Annotated in this window: 15 protein-coding genes; 11 read left to right on the top strand and 4 right to left on the bottom strand. The window is 73.3% G+C overall.

What is annotated here, in order from left to right:
* The first annotated feature begins 9 nt into the window (after positions 1 to 9).
* From AB0K10_RS08625 to AB0K10_RS08650, 6 genes are read left to right on the top strand one after another with little or no spacing between them, the layout of a single operon-like run.
* Positions 10 to 870, top strand: a complete 861-nt coding sequence (locus tag AB0K10_RS08625) for an STAS domain-containing protein (protein WP_363681271.1) — start codon at positions 10 to 12, stop codon at positions 868 to 870.
* Complete coding sequence (locus AB0K10_RS08630; RefSeq protein ID WP_363681273.1) at positions 870 to 1,280, top strand: STAS domain-containing protein; 411 nt, start codon at positions 870 to 872, stop codon at positions 1,278 to 1,280. Before AB0K10_RS08625 ends, AB0K10_RS08630 begins: the two co-directional genes overlap by 1 nt.
* Positions 1,277 to 1,696 (top strand): anti-sigma regulatory factor, encoded by a 420-nt coding sequence (locus AB0K10_RS08635; RefSeq protein ID WP_363681275.1) that lies wholly within the window; start codon positions 1,277 to 1,279, stop codon positions 1,694 to 1,696. Before AB0K10_RS08630 ends, AB0K10_RS08635 begins: the two co-directional genes overlap by 4 nt.
* Entirely contained in the window at positions 1,693 to 2,700 is a 1,008-nt protein-coding gene (locus tag AB0K10_RS08640) for a SpoIIE family protein phosphatase (RefSeq protein ID WP_363681443.1), read from the top strand. Before AB0K10_RS08635 ends, AB0K10_RS08640 begins: the two co-directional genes overlap by 4 nt.
* Positions 2,697 to 4,058 (top strand): sensor histidine kinase, encoded by a 1,362-nt coding sequence (locus AB0K10_RS08645; RefSeq protein ID WP_363681277.1) that lies wholly within the window; start codon positions 2,697 to 2,699, stop codon positions 4,056 to 4,058. The genes AB0K10_RS08640 and AB0K10_RS08645 overlap by 4 nt, the downstream gene beginning before the upstream one ends.
* Positions 4,055 to 5,602 (top strand): SpoIIE family protein phosphatase, encoded by a 1,548-nt coding sequence (locus AB0K10_RS08650; RefSeq protein ID WP_363681279.1) that lies wholly within the window; start codon positions 4,055 to 4,057, stop codon positions 5,600 to 5,602. Before AB0K10_RS08645 ends, AB0K10_RS08650 begins: the two co-directional genes overlap by 4 nt.
* A 20-nt stretch (positions 5,603 to 5,622) precedes the next feature.
* On the opposite strand, the gene AB0K10_RS08655 is transcribed toward AB0K10_RS08650, so the two are convergent.
* Entirely contained in the window at positions 5,623 to 6,489 is an 867-nt protein-coding gene (locus AB0K10_RS08655; RefSeq protein ID WP_363681281.1) for an AraC family transcriptional regulator, read from the bottom strand.
* A 31-nt stretch (positions 6,490 to 6,520) separates the two neighbouring features.
* Here AB0K10_RS08655 and AB0K10_RS08660 point away from each other — a divergent pair, with 31 nt between their 5' ends.
* The 4 genes from AB0K10_RS08660 (at position 6,521) to AB0K10_RS08675 (ending at position 10,061) form a co-directional block, all read left to right on the top strand.
* Positions 6,521 to 7,105: a TIGR03086 family metal-binding protein gene (locus tag AB0K10_RS08660; RefSeq protein WP_363681283.1), complete on the top strand. Its 585-nt coding sequence runs from the start codon at positions 6,521 to 6,523 to the stop codon at positions 7,103 to 7,105.
* A 201-nt stretch (positions 7,106 to 7,306) separates the two neighbouring features.
* Positions 7,307 to 7,843 (top strand): PadR family transcriptional regulator, encoded by a 537-nt coding sequence (locus tag AB0K10_RS08665; RefSeq protein ID WP_363681285.1) that lies wholly within the window; start codon positions 7,307 to 7,309, stop codon positions 7,841 to 7,843.
* The gene (locus tag AB0K10_RS08670; protein WP_358096848.1) at positions 7,840 to 8,541 is read left to right on the top strand and encodes an ABC transporter ATP-binding protein; all 702 of its coding nucleotides are present in this window, start codon (positions 7,840 to 7,842) and stop codon (positions 8,539 to 8,541) included. The genes AB0K10_RS08665 and AB0K10_RS08670 overlap by 4 nt, the downstream gene beginning before the upstream one ends.
* On the top strand, positions 8,538 to 10,061 hold the full coding sequence (locus AB0K10_RS08675) for an FtsX-like permease family protein (protein ID WP_363681287.1): 1,524 nt from the start codon (positions 8,538 to 8,540) through the stop codon (positions 10,059 to 10,061). The genes AB0K10_RS08670 and AB0K10_RS08675 overlap by 4 nt, the downstream gene beginning before the upstream one ends.
* A 19-nt stretch (positions 10,062 to 10,080) precedes the next feature.
* On the opposite strand, the gene AB0K10_RS08680 is transcribed toward AB0K10_RS08675, so the two are convergent.
* Both AB0K10_RS08680 and AB0K10_RS08685 read right to left on the bottom strand, forming a co-directional pair.
* Positions 10,081 to 10,266, bottom strand: a complete 186-nt coding sequence (locus AB0K10_RS08680) for a hypothetical protein (protein ID WP_363681289.1) — start codon at positions 10,264 to 10,266, stop codon at positions 10,081 to 10,083.
* A gap of 114 nt (positions 10,267 to 10,380) precedes the next feature.
* The gene (locus AB0K10_RS08685; protein WP_363681291.1) at positions 10,381 to 12,477 is read right to left on the bottom strand and encodes a S9 family peptidase; all 2,097 of its coding nucleotides are present in this window, start codon (positions 12,475 to 12,477) and stop codon (positions 10,381 to 10,383) included.
* 95 nt (positions 12,478 to 12,572) lie between these two features.
* Here AB0K10_RS08685 and AB0K10_RS08690 point away from each other — a divergent pair, with 95 nt between their 5' ends.
* Complete coding sequence (locus AB0K10_RS08690) at positions 12,573 to 13,931, top strand: FAD-binding oxidoreductase (RefSeq protein WP_363681293.1); 1,359 nt, start codon at positions 12,573 to 12,575, stop codon at positions 13,929 to 13,931.
* Between the two features lie 19 nt (positions 13,932 to 13,950).
* Here the strand turns inward: AB0K10_RS08690 and AB0K10_RS08695 are convergent, their stop codons facing one another.
* Positions 13,951 to 16,020, bottom strand: a complete 2,070-nt coding sequence (locus AB0K10_RS08695) for a SpoIIE family protein phosphatase (protein WP_363681295.1) — start codon at positions 16,018 to 16,020, stop codon at positions 13,951 to 13,953.
* Positions 16,021 to 16,290 lie beyond the last annotated feature (270 nt).

Consider the following 16,290-nt stretch of genomic DNA (forward strand, 5'->3'; position numbering starts at 1 on the left):
GGTTTCACGATGGCGTTGAACGCCGAGGAAAGTGGTCGGCTCGCCGCGCTGCTGAATGGTCGCGCCGAGCAGGTCACGCAGCGGTGGACCGACATCGTTGCCGGTTCGCTGCGAGGCCGACTGAGCCACGCCGAGCTGCGCCGGCAGGTCGAGGACCTGCACCGTGCCATCGTCGGCACCGGCGAGCAGGGCGCGATCGACCTGTCCACGGAGAGCGCCGGCGAACTGCGGGCGGCGCTCGCCGACCTGTCCCGGGGCAGGGCCCGGCAGGGCTTCTCCGCCACCGAGACGACTGTCAGCATCTTCGCGCTCAAGGACGTGCTGGCCGAGCTGGTGCAGGAGTCCGGCGGCGCGAACGCGCTGCACGACTACGTCGCCTTCTCCAAGCTGGTCGACGAGCTGGGTCTGTTCACCTTCGAGAGCTTCGTCCGCACCCGCGAGAGCCTGATCGCCGACCAGGCCGAGCAGTTGCTCGAACTCTCCACCCCGGTGGTCAAGCTCTGGGAGGGCGTGGTCGCCGTCCCGCTGGTCGGCACCCTGGACTCGGCGCGCGCCCAGGTGGTCATGGAGCGGCTGCTGCAGACTCTGGTCGACACCGGCTCCCCGTACGCGATCATCGACATCACCGGCGTCCCCGCGGTGGACACGCAGGTCGCCCAGCACATCCTGAAGACCGTGGTGGCCGCCCGGCTGATGGGCGCCGACTGCATCATCTCCGGCATCCGTCCGCAGATCGCGCAGACCATCGTGGCGCTCGGCATCGAGTTCGGCGACATCGCCACCAAGGCGAGCCTGGCCGACGCGCTGCGCCACGTGCTGCGGCTCAACGGGGTGGAGACCGCGCGTCGCCAGCCACGTCGGGACGTCTGATGGAGCGCGTGCCGATCCTCAAGATCGGCGACATCCTGCTCGTCTCCATCCAGCTCGACATGTCCGACCAGACGGCGGTCCAGCTCCAGGACGACCTCGCCGAGCGGATCGTGGCCACCGGCTGCCACGGCGTCATCATCGACATCACCGCGCTGGACATCGTCGACTCCTTCGTCGGGCGGATGCTCTCCGCCATCGCGTCGATCTCCAAGGTCCTCGACGCGGAGACGGTGGTGGTCGGCATGCGACCCGCCGTCGCCATCACCCTTGTCGAACTGGGGCTGTCGCTGAACGGGATCCGTACCGCGCTGAACGTCGAGCGCGGCATGGAGCTGATCGCGGCGGCCCGCGCCGATGAGCTCGACTACCAGCTCGACGACGATCCGGACGCCGAGACGGCCACGCCGTGACCGCGGGCGTCGACCTGGGCCAGCCGCAGGCGCAGTCGGTCCGCAGCGACGAGGACGTGGTCCGCGTCCGGCAACTGGTCCGCACGGTGGCGGTCGCCGTCAAGCTGTCGCTCGTCGACCAGACCAAGGTGGTCACCGCAGCGAGCGAACTGGCCCGCAACACCCTGGTGTACGGCGGCGGCGGCACCGTGGAGGTGACGACCGTGGACAACGGTCGTCGCAAGGGTGTCCGGATCGTCTTCGCCGACTCGGGCCCCGGCATCGCCGACCTCGACATGGCCCTGACCGACGGTTACACCACAGGCGGCGGGCTCGGCCTCGGGCTCAGCGGGTCCCGCCGGCTGGTCGACGAGTTCGAGATCGAGACGTCGGCGGGAACCGGCACGCGGATCACGGTCACCAAGTGGTCCAGGTGAACGGGGACCCGGTCACCGACAGCGGCATCTGGTTCCGCGTGGAGGCCAGCAGCTCGGCCAGCGCCGTACGACGGGCCGCGGAACGCCTCGGCGAGCAGATCGAGATGGGTGCGTCGCGCATCGCCGACCTGGCCATCGTCGCCGCCGAGCTGACCAGCAACCTCGTCAAGCACGCCGAGGACGGCGTCCTGCTGCTCCGGCCGGTCCGCCGCGCCGGGCAGGCCGGCGTGGAGCTGGTGGCCATCGACTCCGGGCCCGGCATGGCCGACCTCACCGTGTCGTCCCGGGACGGGCACTCCACCACCGGCACCCTCGGGATCGGCCTCGGCGCCATCGTCCGCCAGGCGAACTGGTTCGACGGATACTCCCTGCCCGGTCGGGGCACGGTCCTCGCCGTACAGGTCTGGCCGGCCGAACCGGCCCAGCCGTCCTGGGCCGGCGCGCTCACCCGGCCGATCACCGGCGAGACGGTAAGCGGCGACGGGTACGCCGTCCGGCTCGCCGACGGCCGGCACCAGGTGCTTGTCAGTGACGGGCTGGGGCACGGCCCGCTTGCCGCCGCCGCCACCGAGGCCGCGCTCGCGGCCTTCCGTGACGCTCCGGCCAGCCCACCGGCTGCGGTGGTCAGTCACCTGCACCGGAGCATGTCGCACACCCGCGGTGCCGCGCTCGCGGTCGCCGAGCTGGCGGGCGGCGTGCTGCACTACGCCGGTCTGGGCAACATCGCCGGGGTGATCGTCGAGGGTGACGGTCAGCGTCGCGGGCTGGTGTCGCTGCCCGGCATCGCCGGGCACCAGCGGCCGACGGTCCGCGGCTACGACTACCCGTTCGGGCCGGGCGCCCGGCTGGTGATGCACAGCGACGGCGTGGTCGACCGCTGGCGGTTGACCGACTACCCGGGCCTCGCCGAACGGTCCCCGTTGGTGATGGCGGCGACCCTGTTGCGTGACGCCGGAGTGCGGCGCGACGACGCCTGCGTTCTGGTCGCGAGGTCCTGGGCATGAGCGCGGAGCCGGCCGCGCCGCCGCTGCTGCAGATGGCGCTGCGGGTCGAGCAGGACATCTTCGTCATCCGCCAGCGCGGCCGCGAGGTGGCTGGCGTGGTGGGCCTCGAACACCAGGACCAGGTCCGGATCGCCACCGCGCTCAGCGAGGTGGCCCGGGACCTGCTGCGCCTGACCGGCGGCGCGGACGTCACGTTCCACATCGACGCCGGCGCCGACGGGCGGTTCTACCTCCGCGCCGACCTGGCCCCGGTGGCCCCACTGCCCGACGGCCGGTTCGAGCCGCAGTCGGGTGCGGTGTCCCGACTGGTCGACACACTGAGCGTGTCGACCGTCGAGGGGGTTACGGTCGTACGGATGTCCCGAAGAGTCCCGGCCAACGCGCCGACGCCGACCCCGGAGCGGCTGGTCGAGTTCCGCGCGGAACTCGGCCGTACCGCGCCGGGCAGCGCGCTGGACGAGCTGACCGTGCAGAACGGCCAGCTCATCGCGGCACTCGACGAGGTACGCAGCCAGCGCGACGAGTTGGCCGTGCTGAACGACGAACTGGCCGAGACCAACCGCGGTGTGCTGGCGCTCTACAACCAGCTGACCGAGGAGCTGGAGGAGACCAACAGGGGGGTCGTCGCCCTCTACGCGGAGCTGGACGAGAAGTCGGCTCAACTGCGGGCCGCGAGCGAGTCGAAGAGCCGCTTCCTGGCCAACGTGAGCCACGAGCTGCGCGCCCCGGTCACCGCGATCATCGGGTTGGGGCGTCTGCTCGCCGACTCCTCCTCCGACCCACTCACCGCCGAACAGGCCCGCCAGGTGGGCCTCATCCGCTCGTCGGCGGAGGACCTGCTCGGGCTGGTCAACGAACTGCTGGATCTCGCCAAGGCCGAGTCGGGCCGCATCGAGCCGGACTGGGCCGACGTGGATCTGCGATCGGTCTTCGGTCAACTGCGCGGCACCATGCGGGCACTTGCCACCCGGCCCCAGGTGGAACTCGTGGTGGAGGAACCGCCCGCCCCGGCCGCGCTCCGCACCGACGAGGTGCTGCTCGGTCAGGTACTGCGCAATCTGCTGCACAACGGGTTGAAGTTCACCGAGCGCGGCGAGGTGCGGCTGCGCGTCCGGCGTCGCGACGACAGGTGGAACTTCGAGGTCAGCGACACCGGTCCGGGCATCGCGACCGAGCTGCACGATCGGATCTTCGAGGAGTTCTACCAGGTGCCGGGCGCGACCCGGGTCGGCGGCACCGGCCTCGGCCTGCCGTACGCCCGGCGGCTGGTGACCCTGCTCGGCGGCACGTTGGAGCTGGCCAGCGAGCCGGGCCGGGGCAGCACGTTCACAGTCTCCCTGCCCACAGGCGGAGCGTGACGGTGGACGGCGGCGGCCCGGCGACCCTCCTGGTGGTCGACGACAGTCGTACGAAGCGCTATCTGCTGGTCAGCTGGCTGACCCGGGCCGGGTACACGGTGCTCGAAGCGGAGAACGGCGCCGAGGCGTTGGCCCGGGTCGAGACGGACCGGATCGACCTGGTGGTGCTCGACGTCCGGCTGCCCGACCTGAGCGGCTACGAGGTGTGCGAACGGATCAAGGCGTCCCACCCGGCGATGCCGGTGATCCACGTCTCCGCGCACGCCGTGGACGTCGCGGACCGGGCCCAGGGGCTGACCCGGGGTGCGGACGCCTACCTGGCCGAGCCGATCGAGCCGGAGGAGCTGATCGCCACCACCCGGGCGGTCCTGCGGTACTACCAGGCCCGGCAGCGTGCCGAACTGCTCGCCGAGCGGCTCCTCGGCCTCGCCGACACCACAGTGGCGGTGCACGCCGCGGCGACCTTCGCGCGGCTGCTCGAAGTCGCCGCGGAGGGTGCCGCGCAGATCTTCAAGAGCCCGGCGGCGGTGATCGCCGAGACGTTCGACGGTGACTGCCTCGCCGGGATCTGCGCCGGCCCGGGCGCCGAGGCGGCAATCGTGCCGTGGGTCGTCGACGACACCGGGGTGCCCACGGGCGCCACGGTCAAGGTGGAGGCCCCGGCGAACTGGGGGCTGCTCGCCTGGCCGGCGGACGACACGGTGACGGTGGCCGCCGCCCGGCTACGGGAGGACCGGGCCCCGCTGTACGTGGTGGTCCCCACCGCCACCCAGACCGCCCGCACGCCGGTGCTCGTGCAGCTCGCCCAGGCCGTCGCGGCGGCGGTCGAGGCGCAGCGCTCCTTCGACGAGGAGCACCGGATCGCCGTCACCCTCCAGCGCAGCCTGCTCCCGCGCAGCCTGCCCACGGTGGCCGGCCTGGACCTCGCGGTGCGCTACGAGCCGGCCAGCGCGCAGACCGAGGTGGGCGGTGACTTCTACGAGCTGGTGATGCTTGACGGGCACCTGCTGCTGGCGATCGGCGACGTTGCGGGCCACTCGCTGCACGCGGCCACCGTGATGGCCGAGCTGCGGCACGCGGTCCGGGCGTACGCGGTCGAGGGGCACCAACCCGGCGAGATCCTGCACCGGGTCAACGAGCTGATGCGGACCCTGCTGCCGAACGAGTTGGCCACGCTCTGCGTCCTGCTGCTGCACCCGCCGACCGGGCGGGTTCGGCTGGCCAGCGCCGGCCACCTGCCCCCGCTGCTTCAGCAGAACGGAAAGATCGAGTTCGTGCAGCACTCGGCGCCACTGCTCGGCGTCCGCGCGCCCCGACCGGCCGACCTGGAGTTCGTCCTGCCGGCCGGCGCCACCCTGGTGTTCTACACCGACGGGTTGATCGAGCGCCGGGACGCCACCATCGACGAGGGGCTGGCAGCGCTCGCCGCGGTGGCCGCCACCGTCGACGACGACCTGGACGAGTTCTGCGCCCGCCTGCTTGTGGAGCTGGCCCCGTCCAAGATCCAGGACGATGTCGCCGTGGTGGTCCTGCGCCGTCGCTGAGGGCCCGCTGCGGTGGCGGCTCAGTGCACCGAGCGCGCGTACGCGGCGGGTGACACCCCGGCGACGGCGGTGAAGTCGCGGACCAGGTGAGCCTGGTCGCTGTAGCCGAGGTTGGCGGCGAGCCCCGCCCAGTCGAGCGGAGCCCCGGCGGCCCGCTCGACGGCCTCCTGGAGGCGGTAGCGGCGGATCACCCACTTCGGGCCGACCCCCACGTACTCGGTGAAGAGCCGTTGCAGCCGGCGGACCGGAACGTCGTGCCGCGCGGCGAACTCGTCGACGCGCAGCACCGTCCGGTCGGCGCGGATGGACTCGGCCAGCCGGACGGCCTCCGCGGCGCCCGGGTCCGGGTCGGGCGCCCACGCGGTGAGCGCAGCGTCGAGCGCACGACAGCGGTCGTCGTCGCTGCCCGCGCAGACGGGATGGACCGGAGGGAGCAGCCGGCCGGCGGGCAGCGGCAGTCGACGTCCGGTCAACCCGGCCACGGACTGCCGCCAGAACGGGTGGAAACCACCGGGGCGGAACTGGACCCCGCAGACCCGGCCGGTGCCGGTGAGCGTGATCCGGAACAGGTCGCGGCCCACCCCGGCCACCTCGCCGGCCTCCGTCGCGTCGCCGTCGCGGTGGCTCCGGCCGTCGCTCCCGCCGTTGCCCTCGGTGCGCTCGTTGTCGCGGTCGGTCTCGCCGTCGCTCCGGAACACCACGTTCACCGCCGGGTGCGGCACGATCCGCTGCTCGAAGGGCGCGCTCAACGTCCAGTCGATCAACCAGTAGTGCTCGACCCACGCGCGCAACGGTTCGGCCGGCAGGTGCCGGCGGAACCGGACCTCGCGCAGCAACCGCCCCGGGTCGAGAATGCCCCGACTGTCGCCGCGCGGTCGCTGTCGCATTTCTTCAAGACCACCCTCATACGCTGGCCATATGGCCACTCAGACTAGCGATCTGCTGGCGGCTGCGGCGCCGCGAACCGTGGACGTGGTACGCGGTGTCGCCGACGACCAGCTCGACCTGCCCACTCCGTGCCGCGACTACGTGGTCCGTGATCTGCTCAACCACCTGTTCGAGGTGGTGGTGAACTTCCAGGACCTGGCCGAGAAGAGGCCTGTGGAGTGGGCCGAGAAACCCGACCACCTGGACGACGGCTGGCGGGACCGGTTCGTGGTCGAGACCGACCGCCTGGTCACCGCCTGGTCGGACCCGTCCACCCTGGATGGTGTCTCGCCGGGCATGGGGCTGCCGCAGACCGTCGTCGGCGGTATGGCGCTGCTGGACCTGATCGTGCACGGCTGGGACCTCGCCGTGGCGACCGGCCAGCCCTACCGACCTGCCCCGGAGGCGGTGGCCGAGCTGCACGCCCTGGTCGAGCAGCTGGGCCCGACCGCCCGCAAGATGGGCGTCTTCGCCGACCCACCCCAACCCCCGACCCCAACCCCAACCCAAACCCCCGACCTGGACCGCCTCCTGACCCAGACCGGCCGAACCCCCACCTGGCCCCAAACCCCCTAACCCCACCCCACCCCACCCCACCCCACCCCACCCGGCCGGGTCCCGATCGGCTGACCTCGTTGATCATGAAGTTATTGCCACGACACGCCGGTGCGGGTGGCAATAACTTCATGATCAACGCAGAGTCGCCGGGGGCCGGGGAGGAGTGGGGGTTGGGGATGGTGTTGACTTGGGGTATTCGCTCGGTGAATAGTGGGCCGGGTGTCCACGCCTCATGTGCTGCTCGGGTTGCTCGCTGGGGGCAGCCGGCACGGGTATGAGCTCAAGCGTGCACATGACCAGCGGTTACCGCGGGCTCGGCCGTTGGCGTTCGGGCAGGTCTATGCCACCCTCGGCCGCCTGGAACGGGACGGCCTGGTGGCCACCGCCGGCCAGGACCGGGCCTCCGGGCCGGACCGCACGACGTACGCGCTGACCGGTGACGGTCGCGCCACGCTGGACCAATGGCTGTCCACCGTGGAGCCACCGATGCCGTACGTGGCCAGCACGCTCTTCGCCAAGGTCGTGGTGGCGCTGCTGGTGGCCGACGTCGAGCGCGCCCGGTCGTATCTGGTCGCCCAGCGCGCCGCGCACACCGCGCGGCTGCGGGAGTTGACGGCGGTCAAGGCCGACCCTGCCGCAACCCTCAGCGACGTGGTCGCGGCCGACTTCGCGATCGCCCACCTCGACGCCGACCTGCGGTGGCTGCACACCACCCTGGGCCGGGTCGCCGACTGGCACCGGGAGGTGCATCCGTGACGCAACTCCAGGCTCGCGGCGTGGTTCGGGCGTACGGCCCGACGCCCGCCCTGCGCGGTGTGACGCTCGACGTGGCCGAGGGCGAGATCGTCGCGGTCACCGGTCCGAGTGGCTGCGGCAAGTCGACCCTGCTGCACTGCCTGGCCGGGATCCTCCGGCCCGACGCAGGCGAGGTCACCTGGCGCGGCCACCGGATCGACACCTGGTCGGAGGCTGCCCGGTCCCGGCTGCGGCGCACCGAGTTCGGCGTGCTGTTCCAGTTCGGTCAGCTGGTCGCCGAGCTGACCGCGGCCGAGAACGTGGCCCTGCCCCTGCTCCTCGCCGGCACGGGGCGGCGAGAGGCACGGACGGCGGCGCTCACCTGGCTGGAACGGTTCGGGGTGGCCGACCTGGCCGACCTCCGGCCGGGGGAGATGTCCGGCGGTCAGCAGCAGCGGTGCGCCACCGCGCGGGCGCTGGTCACCGAGCCGTGGGTGCTCTTCGCCGACGAGCCGACCGGCGCGCTGGACACGCTCACCGGCGAGCAGGTGCTCACCCAGCTGGTACGCCTCGCCCGCGAGCAACGTACCGCTGTCGTGCTGGTCACCCACGAGCCGCGGATCGCCGCGTACGCCGATCGGGAGATCGTGCTGCGCGACGGCCTGGTGGACCACACCGGCCTGGGGCTCGACGTGCCGTTGGCGGGCGGCTCCCGGTGAGGCCGGCGACGCTGGTGCGGCTCGCGCTGGCCGGCAACCGGACCGACACGGCACGGGTGGTGCTGACCGCGCTCAGCGCCCTGCTGGCGTCGTTGGCCGGGATGGCGGCGCTCACCGTGCTGGCCATCCAGACACCGGCCGGCGAAGCGTGGGCGGAGTCCGAGCAGTACCGCAACGAGTTGCTGCGGGAGCCGGGGTTGCGCGGGGGGACGGCGTTCGCGCTGCTGATGCTGGCCGTTCCGGTGCTGGCGCTGGCCGGCCAGTGCGCCCGGCTCGGCGCGCCGGCCCGGGACCGACGACTCGCCGCCCTCCGGCTGGCCGGCGCCACCCCCGGTCAGGTCACCCGCCTGGCGGTGCTGGAGACCGGCCTGGCCAGTCTGCTCGGCACCCTCGCCGGGCTGGGCGTCTACCTGGTCGGCCGCCAGCTGCTGCACCGGCCGGACGAGCGGGGTCGCCTGGCCCTGCCCACCGACGTGCTGCCGTCGACGGGCGCGCTGGTCGCGGTGGTGCTGGGGCTGCCGGTGCTCGCGGCGGCAGCCACCGCCCTGATGCTGCGTACGGTCACGACCAGCCCGCTCGGGGTCAGTCGCAGGACCGTCCGCGAGCGGGGTCCGCGCCCCTGGGCCGGGCTGTTGATCGGCCTGGGCCTGGCCTCCTTCGTCGCCGTACGCCCGGTCGCCTACCGGTTCGACGGGAACGACGCGGTGCTGGGCTGGCTGGTACCGCTGCTGTTCCTGGCGGGTGGGCTCGCCGCGATGATCGGGGTGGTCATCGGCACCGGTTGGATCTCGCACACCTGTGGCCGGTTGCTGCACCGGCACGCCCGCGGCGCGTCGGCGCTGCTCGCGGCGGGCCGGCTGCTGGCCGACCCGTGGGCGGGCAGCCGGACGTTCGCCGCGCTGCTGGCCGCCGTGATCTTCGGTGCCGGTGCGGCGGTGCAGCGGGCGTACTTCGCCACGCAGGACCAGGTGGAACGGGAACAGAGCCGCCTCGCCGGGGTGGCGGCGGACATCAACCCCTTCTACCTGTCGACAATGGATCTGGTCGACGCCGCGGTGGCCGTGGCGATGCTGATCGCGGCGGGCGGGCTGATCGTCGCGCTGGTCGAGGGGATCGTCGCCCGCCGACGTGCCTACGCCGCGCTTGTCGCCACCGGCGTGCCCCGTGCCACGCTGAGCGGATCGGTCGCCTGGCAGGCGCTGACCCCGGCGGTGCCGGCGATACTGCTGGCGCTCACCGTGGGAACGATGCTCGGCCGAGGACTCTTCCCGAGCGTCAGCACGGGCGGGTCGTCGACGGTGGTGTGCGACGCCACGGCCGCGCTCTGTGACGATCCGGCGACCCGCGACCAGTACACCCGGATCGTGCAGATCGCCGAGGCGGAGCGGGCGATCCCCGTACCCCTGGAGCAGCTGGCCTGGCTCGGCGCCGGCGCCCTGGCGGCGGTGCTGGTGACGGTCGGTGTCGGCCTGCTCTTCCTGCGGGTGAGTACGGCGGCGGACGAGCTGCGGACGGCCTGAGCCGGGGCAGCAGACCCTGTCAGGCGCTGAGCAGGCCGGCGGAGAGCGCGATCAGCGCGCCGACGACGGCCGAGCAGCAACACACCAGGAGACCGGCGACCACGGCGAGGATCAGCCAGACACGGCGGTCCCGGGCGAGCACCGCGATGCTCGGCCGGCGGACCTCGTCGGCCGACCCGCCGTCATCCTCAGTCGCCGCGGTCACGTCGGAAGTCTAGGTCGTGACCTCTCCAGCTCGGCCCGAGCCGCGCCTGAACGGCTCATGATCGCGCCCGATCCTGGAAGCGTCCAGGGTCGGGCGCGATCATGCCGGGGTCGGTCAGGCGCGACCGAGGCGGTCCAGGATCCAGGCGTTGATGAACGCCTCCTCGCGCCACGCGTCGTAGCGCCCGCTCGGGCCACCGTGCCCGGCACCCATCTCGGTCTTGAGCAGGTAGTCGCCCTGTGGAGCGGTGGCCCGGAGCCGCGCGATCCACTTCGCCGGCTCGGAGTAGAGCACCCGCGTGTCGTTGAGGCTGGTCACCGCGAGGATCGCCGGGTAGTCCACAGCCGTGATGTTCTCGTACGGCGTGTAAGACTTCATGTACGCGTAGACCTCGGGGTCGTCGAGGGGGTTGCCCCACTCCTCCCACTCGGTGACGGTGAGCGGCAGCGACGGGTCGAGGATCGAGGTGAGCGCGTCCACGAACGGCACCTGCGCCACGATCCCCGTGAACGCGTCCGGGGCGAGGTTGGCGACCGCGCCCATCAGCAGCCCACCGGCCGAGGCGCCCCTGGCCACCAGGCGGTCGCTGGCCGTCCAGCCGGCCTTGACGAGGTGCCGGGCGCAGGCGACGAAGTCGGTGAACGTGTTCTTCTTGGCCAGCATCTTGCCCTGGTCGTACCAGCGCCGGCCCAGCTCACCACCGCCGCGCGTGTGCGCCACCGCGAAGACCACACCCCGGTCCAGCAGGGACAGGCGGGCCACCGAGAACCAGGGGTCCATGCTGGCCTCGTACGAGCCGTAGCCGTACAGCTCGCAGGGCGCTGAGCCGTCCCGGGGTGTGCCGACGCGGCAGACCAGCGAGATCGGCACCCGCGTGCCGTCGTCGGCGAGCGCCCAGTCGCGGTGCTGCTCGTACTCCGCCGGGTCGTACGGCCGCCCGTCCGGCCCGGGCAGCACCGGCTTCTGCTTGCGCAGCACCATCTGCCGGGTGACCAGGTCGTAGTCGTACACCGAGTCGGGGGTGACAAGCGACGAGTACCGCAGCCGAATCTGCCCGGTGCGGTACTCCGGGTTGGCGTCCAACCCGACGCTGTACAGCGGCTCGGGGAAGTCGATGTCGTACGAGTCGTCGCTGCCGACCGGCAGCACCCGCAGGCCGGTGAGCCCCTCGGTGCGCAGCGACACCACCAGGTGGTTCGCGAACGCGTCGACCGCCTCCAGGCGGGTGCCCGGGGTGTGCTCGATAAGCGGCACCCAGTCGCCCGGTGCGTCGGCCGAGGTGAACGCCAGCGCGAAGTCCTCCGCGCCGTCGTTGTGCAGGATCAGGAAGCGGTGGCCGTGGTGCTCCACGGCGTACTCGACGCCCTGCCGGCGGGGCGCGATCACGGCCGGTGCCCCGGTGGGGTTGCCGGCCGGGATCACCAGCACCTCGCTGGTGACCTTGCTGTGGATGTCGACCAGGATGAACTTCTCCGACCGGGTCAGCTCGACGCCCACCCAGAACCGCTCGTCGTCCTCCTCGTGGACCACCACGTCGTCGCCGGCGGCGGCGCCGATGGTGTGCCGCCAGACCCGGTTCGGCCGCCAGGCGTCGTCGACGGTCACGTAGAACAGCACCGACGCGTCGGCAGACCAGGCGGTGCCGTAGAACGTGTCGGGCACCTCGTCCGGCAGCAGCTCGCCGGTGCTCAGGTCCTTCACGCGCAGGGTGAACCGCTCGTCGCCGGAGAAGTCGGTCGAGTATGCCAGCCAGCGCCCGTCCGGGCTGACGTCGAACGCGCCCAGTGAGAAGAAGTCGTGCCCCTCGGCCAGCAGGTTGCCGTCGAGCAGCACCTCTTCGCCGTCGAGCGGCGCGCCGTCCGCGCTGACCGGCGGGTCGGTCTCGCCGTCGCGGACCGCTCGCCGGCAGTGCACCCCGTACTGCTGGCCCTCGATCGTCCGGGTGTAGTACCAGTGCCCGCCCTTGCGGGTGGGCACGGACAGGTCCGTCTCCCGGGTGCGCTGGCGGGTCTCCTCGAACAGGTCCGCGCGCAGGGCGGCCAGGTGCGCGGTGCGCTCCTCGGTGTACGCGTTCTCGGCGGTCAGGTAGGCGATCGTCTCCGGGTCGTCCTTGGCGGCGAGCCAGGCGTACTCGTCGACGACCGTGTCGCCGTGGTGGGTGCGCTCGGTGGGCACCCGCTTCGCCGCGGGCGGGGCAGTCTCGGTGGTCACGCGGCCACGTTACCGGCCGGCTCACCCCGTGCGCCGGACCCGCGGCATCCCGAAGGCCGTCACCACGACTTTCGAACACATGTACGATAGCCGGCATGGCGGCAGCAGCGAGTTCCCTCGGCCGGTCCGGAGCCCTCGATATCACCCGGCGACTGACCGCGATCTGTGGTCCGCCGTTCGCCCGACTCGCCGGCCCGGCCGACGAGGTGGCCGGGCGTCCGGCCCGCTGGGTGGCGGTGCCCGGTGGCCCGCACGCCGCGGCCGAGGTGCTGCGGCTGGCCGCCGCGCACGATTTGGCGGTGGTGCCCCGGGGCGCCGGCACGAAGATCGACTGGGGTGCCACCCCGACGCAGGTCGACATCATGCTCGACACCGGCCGGCTGGCGGGCATCGGCCACGAGCCGGTCGGTGCGCCGGTGGCCGAGGTCGGCGCGGGCACCCCGCTGCGGGCGGTGCAGGCCACACTGGAGCGCACCGGCCAGCGGCTCGCGATGGACGCCCCGTCACCGGGCGCGACGCTTGGCGGGGTGCTCGCCGCCGGGGAGGCCGGGCCGCTCCGGCACCGCCACGGCAGCCCCTGTGACCAGCTCCTCGGCGTCCGCTACCTCGCCGCCGACGGTGAGCTGGTAAGCGCCGGCGGTGGGGCACCCGGGCTCGACCTGGCCCGGCTGCTGTGCGGCTCGCAGGGCGCCCTCGGCGTGCTGGTCTCGGCGAGCCTGCGGGTGCAGCCGGTGCCGGCCAGCCGGCTCTGGGTGTCTCGTCCGGTGTGGACGCCGCTGGAGGTCCACGACCTGGTCCGGGCGATCCTCGCCGCCCGACTGGAGCCGGCGGCCATCGAGCTGGACCTGCCCGGTGGGCCGCCCCGGCCGCGCACTGCCTACCCGCCCGGCCACCCGGCCGCCACCGCCCGCGAGCGCCACCCGTCGATGTCCGGCCGACCCGGCGCCCCGTCCCGGGCGGGCAGCCTGGTCGTGCTGCTGGAGGGCGGCCCGGCCGAGGTCACCGAGCGCGCCGAGCGGCTGGTCGGCCTGCTGCACGGCGAGGCGACCGTCGCCCACTCCGCCCCGCCGTGGTGGCGGCGCTACCCGTTCGCCCCCGGCGACACGGCACTACGCCTGGAGGTGCCGATCAGCGACCTGCACGCCGCCGTCTACGCCCTGCGGGACGCGGCAGGCGCTCCCGTGCCGGTGCGGGGTTCGGCCGGGCTGGGCGTGGTGCACGCGGCCCTGCCCGGCGCGGTGGCACCCGACCGGGTGGCGTCCATCCTGGCCGCCGTCCGTGGCGTGCTGCTGGCCCGGCAGGGTCGCTGCGTCGTCGTCTCCGCGCCCGCTGCGGTGCGCCAGGCCGTCGACCTCTGGGGCGAGCTGGCCGGCCTGGCCCGCCTGCGGGCGGCCAAGGAACATCTCGACCCGGAGCACCGCCTCGCCCCGGGCCGCCTCCCCGGCGGCCTGTGACCCGGCTCTGCCGCCTCGGTCAGACCGCGTCGTTGCGGAGCACCAGCACGGCGATGTCGTCCCGGGGCGGCTCGACCGAGAAGTTGATCGCGGCAGCCCGCAGGCGGGCGGCGACCACGTCCGCCGAGTAGCCGGCCAACGGCGCTGCCGCGTCCCGCAACCGGTCGGTGCCGAACAGCTCCCGGCCGCGCCGCCGCTCGGTGACCCCATCGGTGTAGAAGATCAGCGAGTCACCCGGCGCGAGCGTGATCTCCGCCGTCGGCGAGGTGATCGTGTCGAGCAGGCCCAGCGCGGTGCCCCCGGTGCCGACGAACCGGGCGCCGCCCCCACCGGCCAGCAGCACCGGTCTGTCGTGCCCCGCCAGGTGCAGCGAGACGTCGAGGCGGTCACCGTCACCCGGCCCGACCGCCGCCAGGGCCAGCGTGCAGTACCGGCCGCCACCGCGCTCGACAAGCGTTTCGTTGAGCCGGGCCAGCGCCTCCGGCAGCGGCTTGCCGTCGCCGACCAGCACCCGGATCACGTCACGGACCAGCCCGGTGACCGCGGCGGCCTGGACGCCCTTGCCCGAGACGTCGCCGATCACCACGAGCCAGCGCCCGTCGGGCAGCGGCACCACGTCGTAGAAGTCGCCGCCCACCTCGGCGTCGTCGCCCGTCGGCACGTACTCGGCAGCGAAACCGATGCCGTCGACCACCGGCAGCACGGGCGGCAGCAGGGACTGCTGGAGCGTCTGCGCGACCCGTCGGCGCTCGGCGTGGATGCGGGCGTTCTCGATCGCCAGCGCGGCCCGCCGGGCCACGTCCTCCAGCACCGCCACCTCGTCCGGGTCGTGCCGGTGCCGCTGGTGCCGGCCCACCGCGAGGGTGCCGAGCCGCTGGCCGCGGGCGATCAGCGGGACCGCGAAACCCTCCATCGGGCCGCCGAGCGGGATCTGCGCAGCGCTGCGGGACGCCTCCCGCAGCCGGGCCTGGACCGAGTCCGGGCCGGTCTCCGCCAGCACCTTGTGCAGTTGCGGCAGCATCGACTCGTCGGCGTGGCTGGCGGCCGCCAGGCGCAGCCGGCCCCACTCGTCGGCGGTGTGCACCGCGCACCACTGGCCGAGGCGGGGCACCACCAGCTGCGGGATCAGCGCCATGGTCAGCTCGACGTCCAGCGACTGGGCGAGCAGCTCGCTCGCCTCGGCCAGGAACGTCAGCCACGCCTGCCGGCGTACGTCCGCCCGGCGCAGCCGGTCGTTCTCCAGGTGCAGTGACAGGCGCTCGGCGGTGAGCACCGCCAGCGGCCGGGCGTACGCCGACGGCGCCGCGTCCAGCTCCAGTTCCCCGGCGTACGGGCGGTGCACGGTCAGCGGCACTCGCAGCAACTCGCTGTCCGGGCGGGGCTGCCGGCCGAAACGCGCCAACAACTGTCGGCCCTGACCGTCGCCCCGGTCCAGGCGGATCGCGCCACCGGCCGCGCCGACCATCTCGGCGACCCGGCTGAGCAGGCTGGCGGCGAAGTCGGGCAGCGGGTCGTCCGCGTACACGTCGGGGGCGGTCTGCATGAGTTCGCTCATCGCGCCGGCGCTCGGAGCGGAACCGTCGACGGCCCCGGGGTTGCCCGCCATCGACGTGCCGCCGGAGCCGGTCCCGGCCGCAGGCTCCGCCCCGGGTCGGTCCAGCCGGAACCAGACGCCCTTGCCGGTCGGCAGGTACGTGGTGCCCCAGCGGCTGGCGAAGTGGTCGACGAGCAACAGGCCGCGACCTCGCTCGGAGACCTCGTTGATCTCGGTGGCGTCGTTGCGGGTGCCGACGGTCAGCTCGTCGTTGCCCGGACTGGCCGCGAAGTCGGAAACGGTCACGGAGAGGCCGAAGTCGTCCGCGACGACCTCGATGTCCAGTTCGGTGCCGGCGTGCTCGACGGCGTTGGTAGTCAGCTCGGTGGTGAGCAGCAGCGCCTCGTTGACCAGGTCGTCCAGGTGCGCCTCGGCGAGGACGGAGCGGACGACCGCGCGGGCGGCTGCGGGCGTACGGCGGTCGGCGGGCAGCCGGACACGCCGGACGGCTCCGCTCCCAGCCCCGGCCGTCGCGGCCCCCGCCTCGGCTGACATTCCCGTATCCTCCACCGTTCCCCCGCCAGGTGCCAAGCCGATGCAGGATCATCCCCGCAGCCCGCAGCCCGCAGCCCGCAGCCCGCAGCCCGCAGCCCGCAGCCCGCAGTGGGTCGGCCGGCCCGAGGGCAGCGGCGGTCGCGAGTCACCCGTGATCAGCGCCACTCGGCGAGGTCTGTGCCGGGTTGGGTGTCGCCGGGGGGGATCGCGGAGGCCACCAGGGCCGACCGGCGGGTCGCGCACCCTGGCACTACGGCGCGCGCGGGCACA

The sequence above is a fragment of the Micromonospora sp. NPDC049274 genome, assembly GCF_040678875.1.
GTDB lineage: Bacteria > Actinomycetota > Actinomycetes > Mycobacteriales > Micromonosporaceae > Micromonospora.

Excerpts from the sequence above, each read along its gene's own strand:
- AB0K10_RS08625 (WP_363681271.1), top strand. The coding sequence starts at position 10 with ATGGCGTTGAACGCCGAGGAAAGTGGTCGGCTCGCCGCGCTGCTGAAT.
- AB0K10_RS08630 (WP_363681273.1), top strand. The coding sequence starts at position 870 with ATGGAGCGCGTGCCGATCCTCAAGATCGGCGACATCCTGCTCGTCTCC.
- AB0K10_RS08645 (WP_363681277.1), top strand. The coding sequence starts at position 2,697 with ATGAGCGCGGAGCCGGCCGCGCCGCCGCTGCTGCAGATGGCGCTGCGG.
- AB0K10_RS08655 (WP_363681281.1), bottom strand. The coding sequence starts at position 6,489 with ATGCGACAGCGACCGCGCGGCGACAGTCGGGGCATTCTCGACCCGGGG.
- AB0K10_RS08660 (WP_363681283.1), top strand. The coding sequence starts at position 6,521 with ATGGCCACTCAGACTAGCGATCTGCTGGCGGCTGCGGCGCCGCGAACC.
- AB0K10_RS08690 (WP_363681293.1), top strand. The coding sequence starts at position 12,573 with ATGGCGGCAGCAGCGAGTTCCCTCGGCCGGTCCGGAGCCCTCGATATC.
- AB0K10_RS08695 (WP_363681295.1), bottom strand. The coding sequence starts at position 16,020 with ATGTCAGCCGAGGCGGGGGCCGCGACGGCCGGGGCTGGGAGCGGAGCC.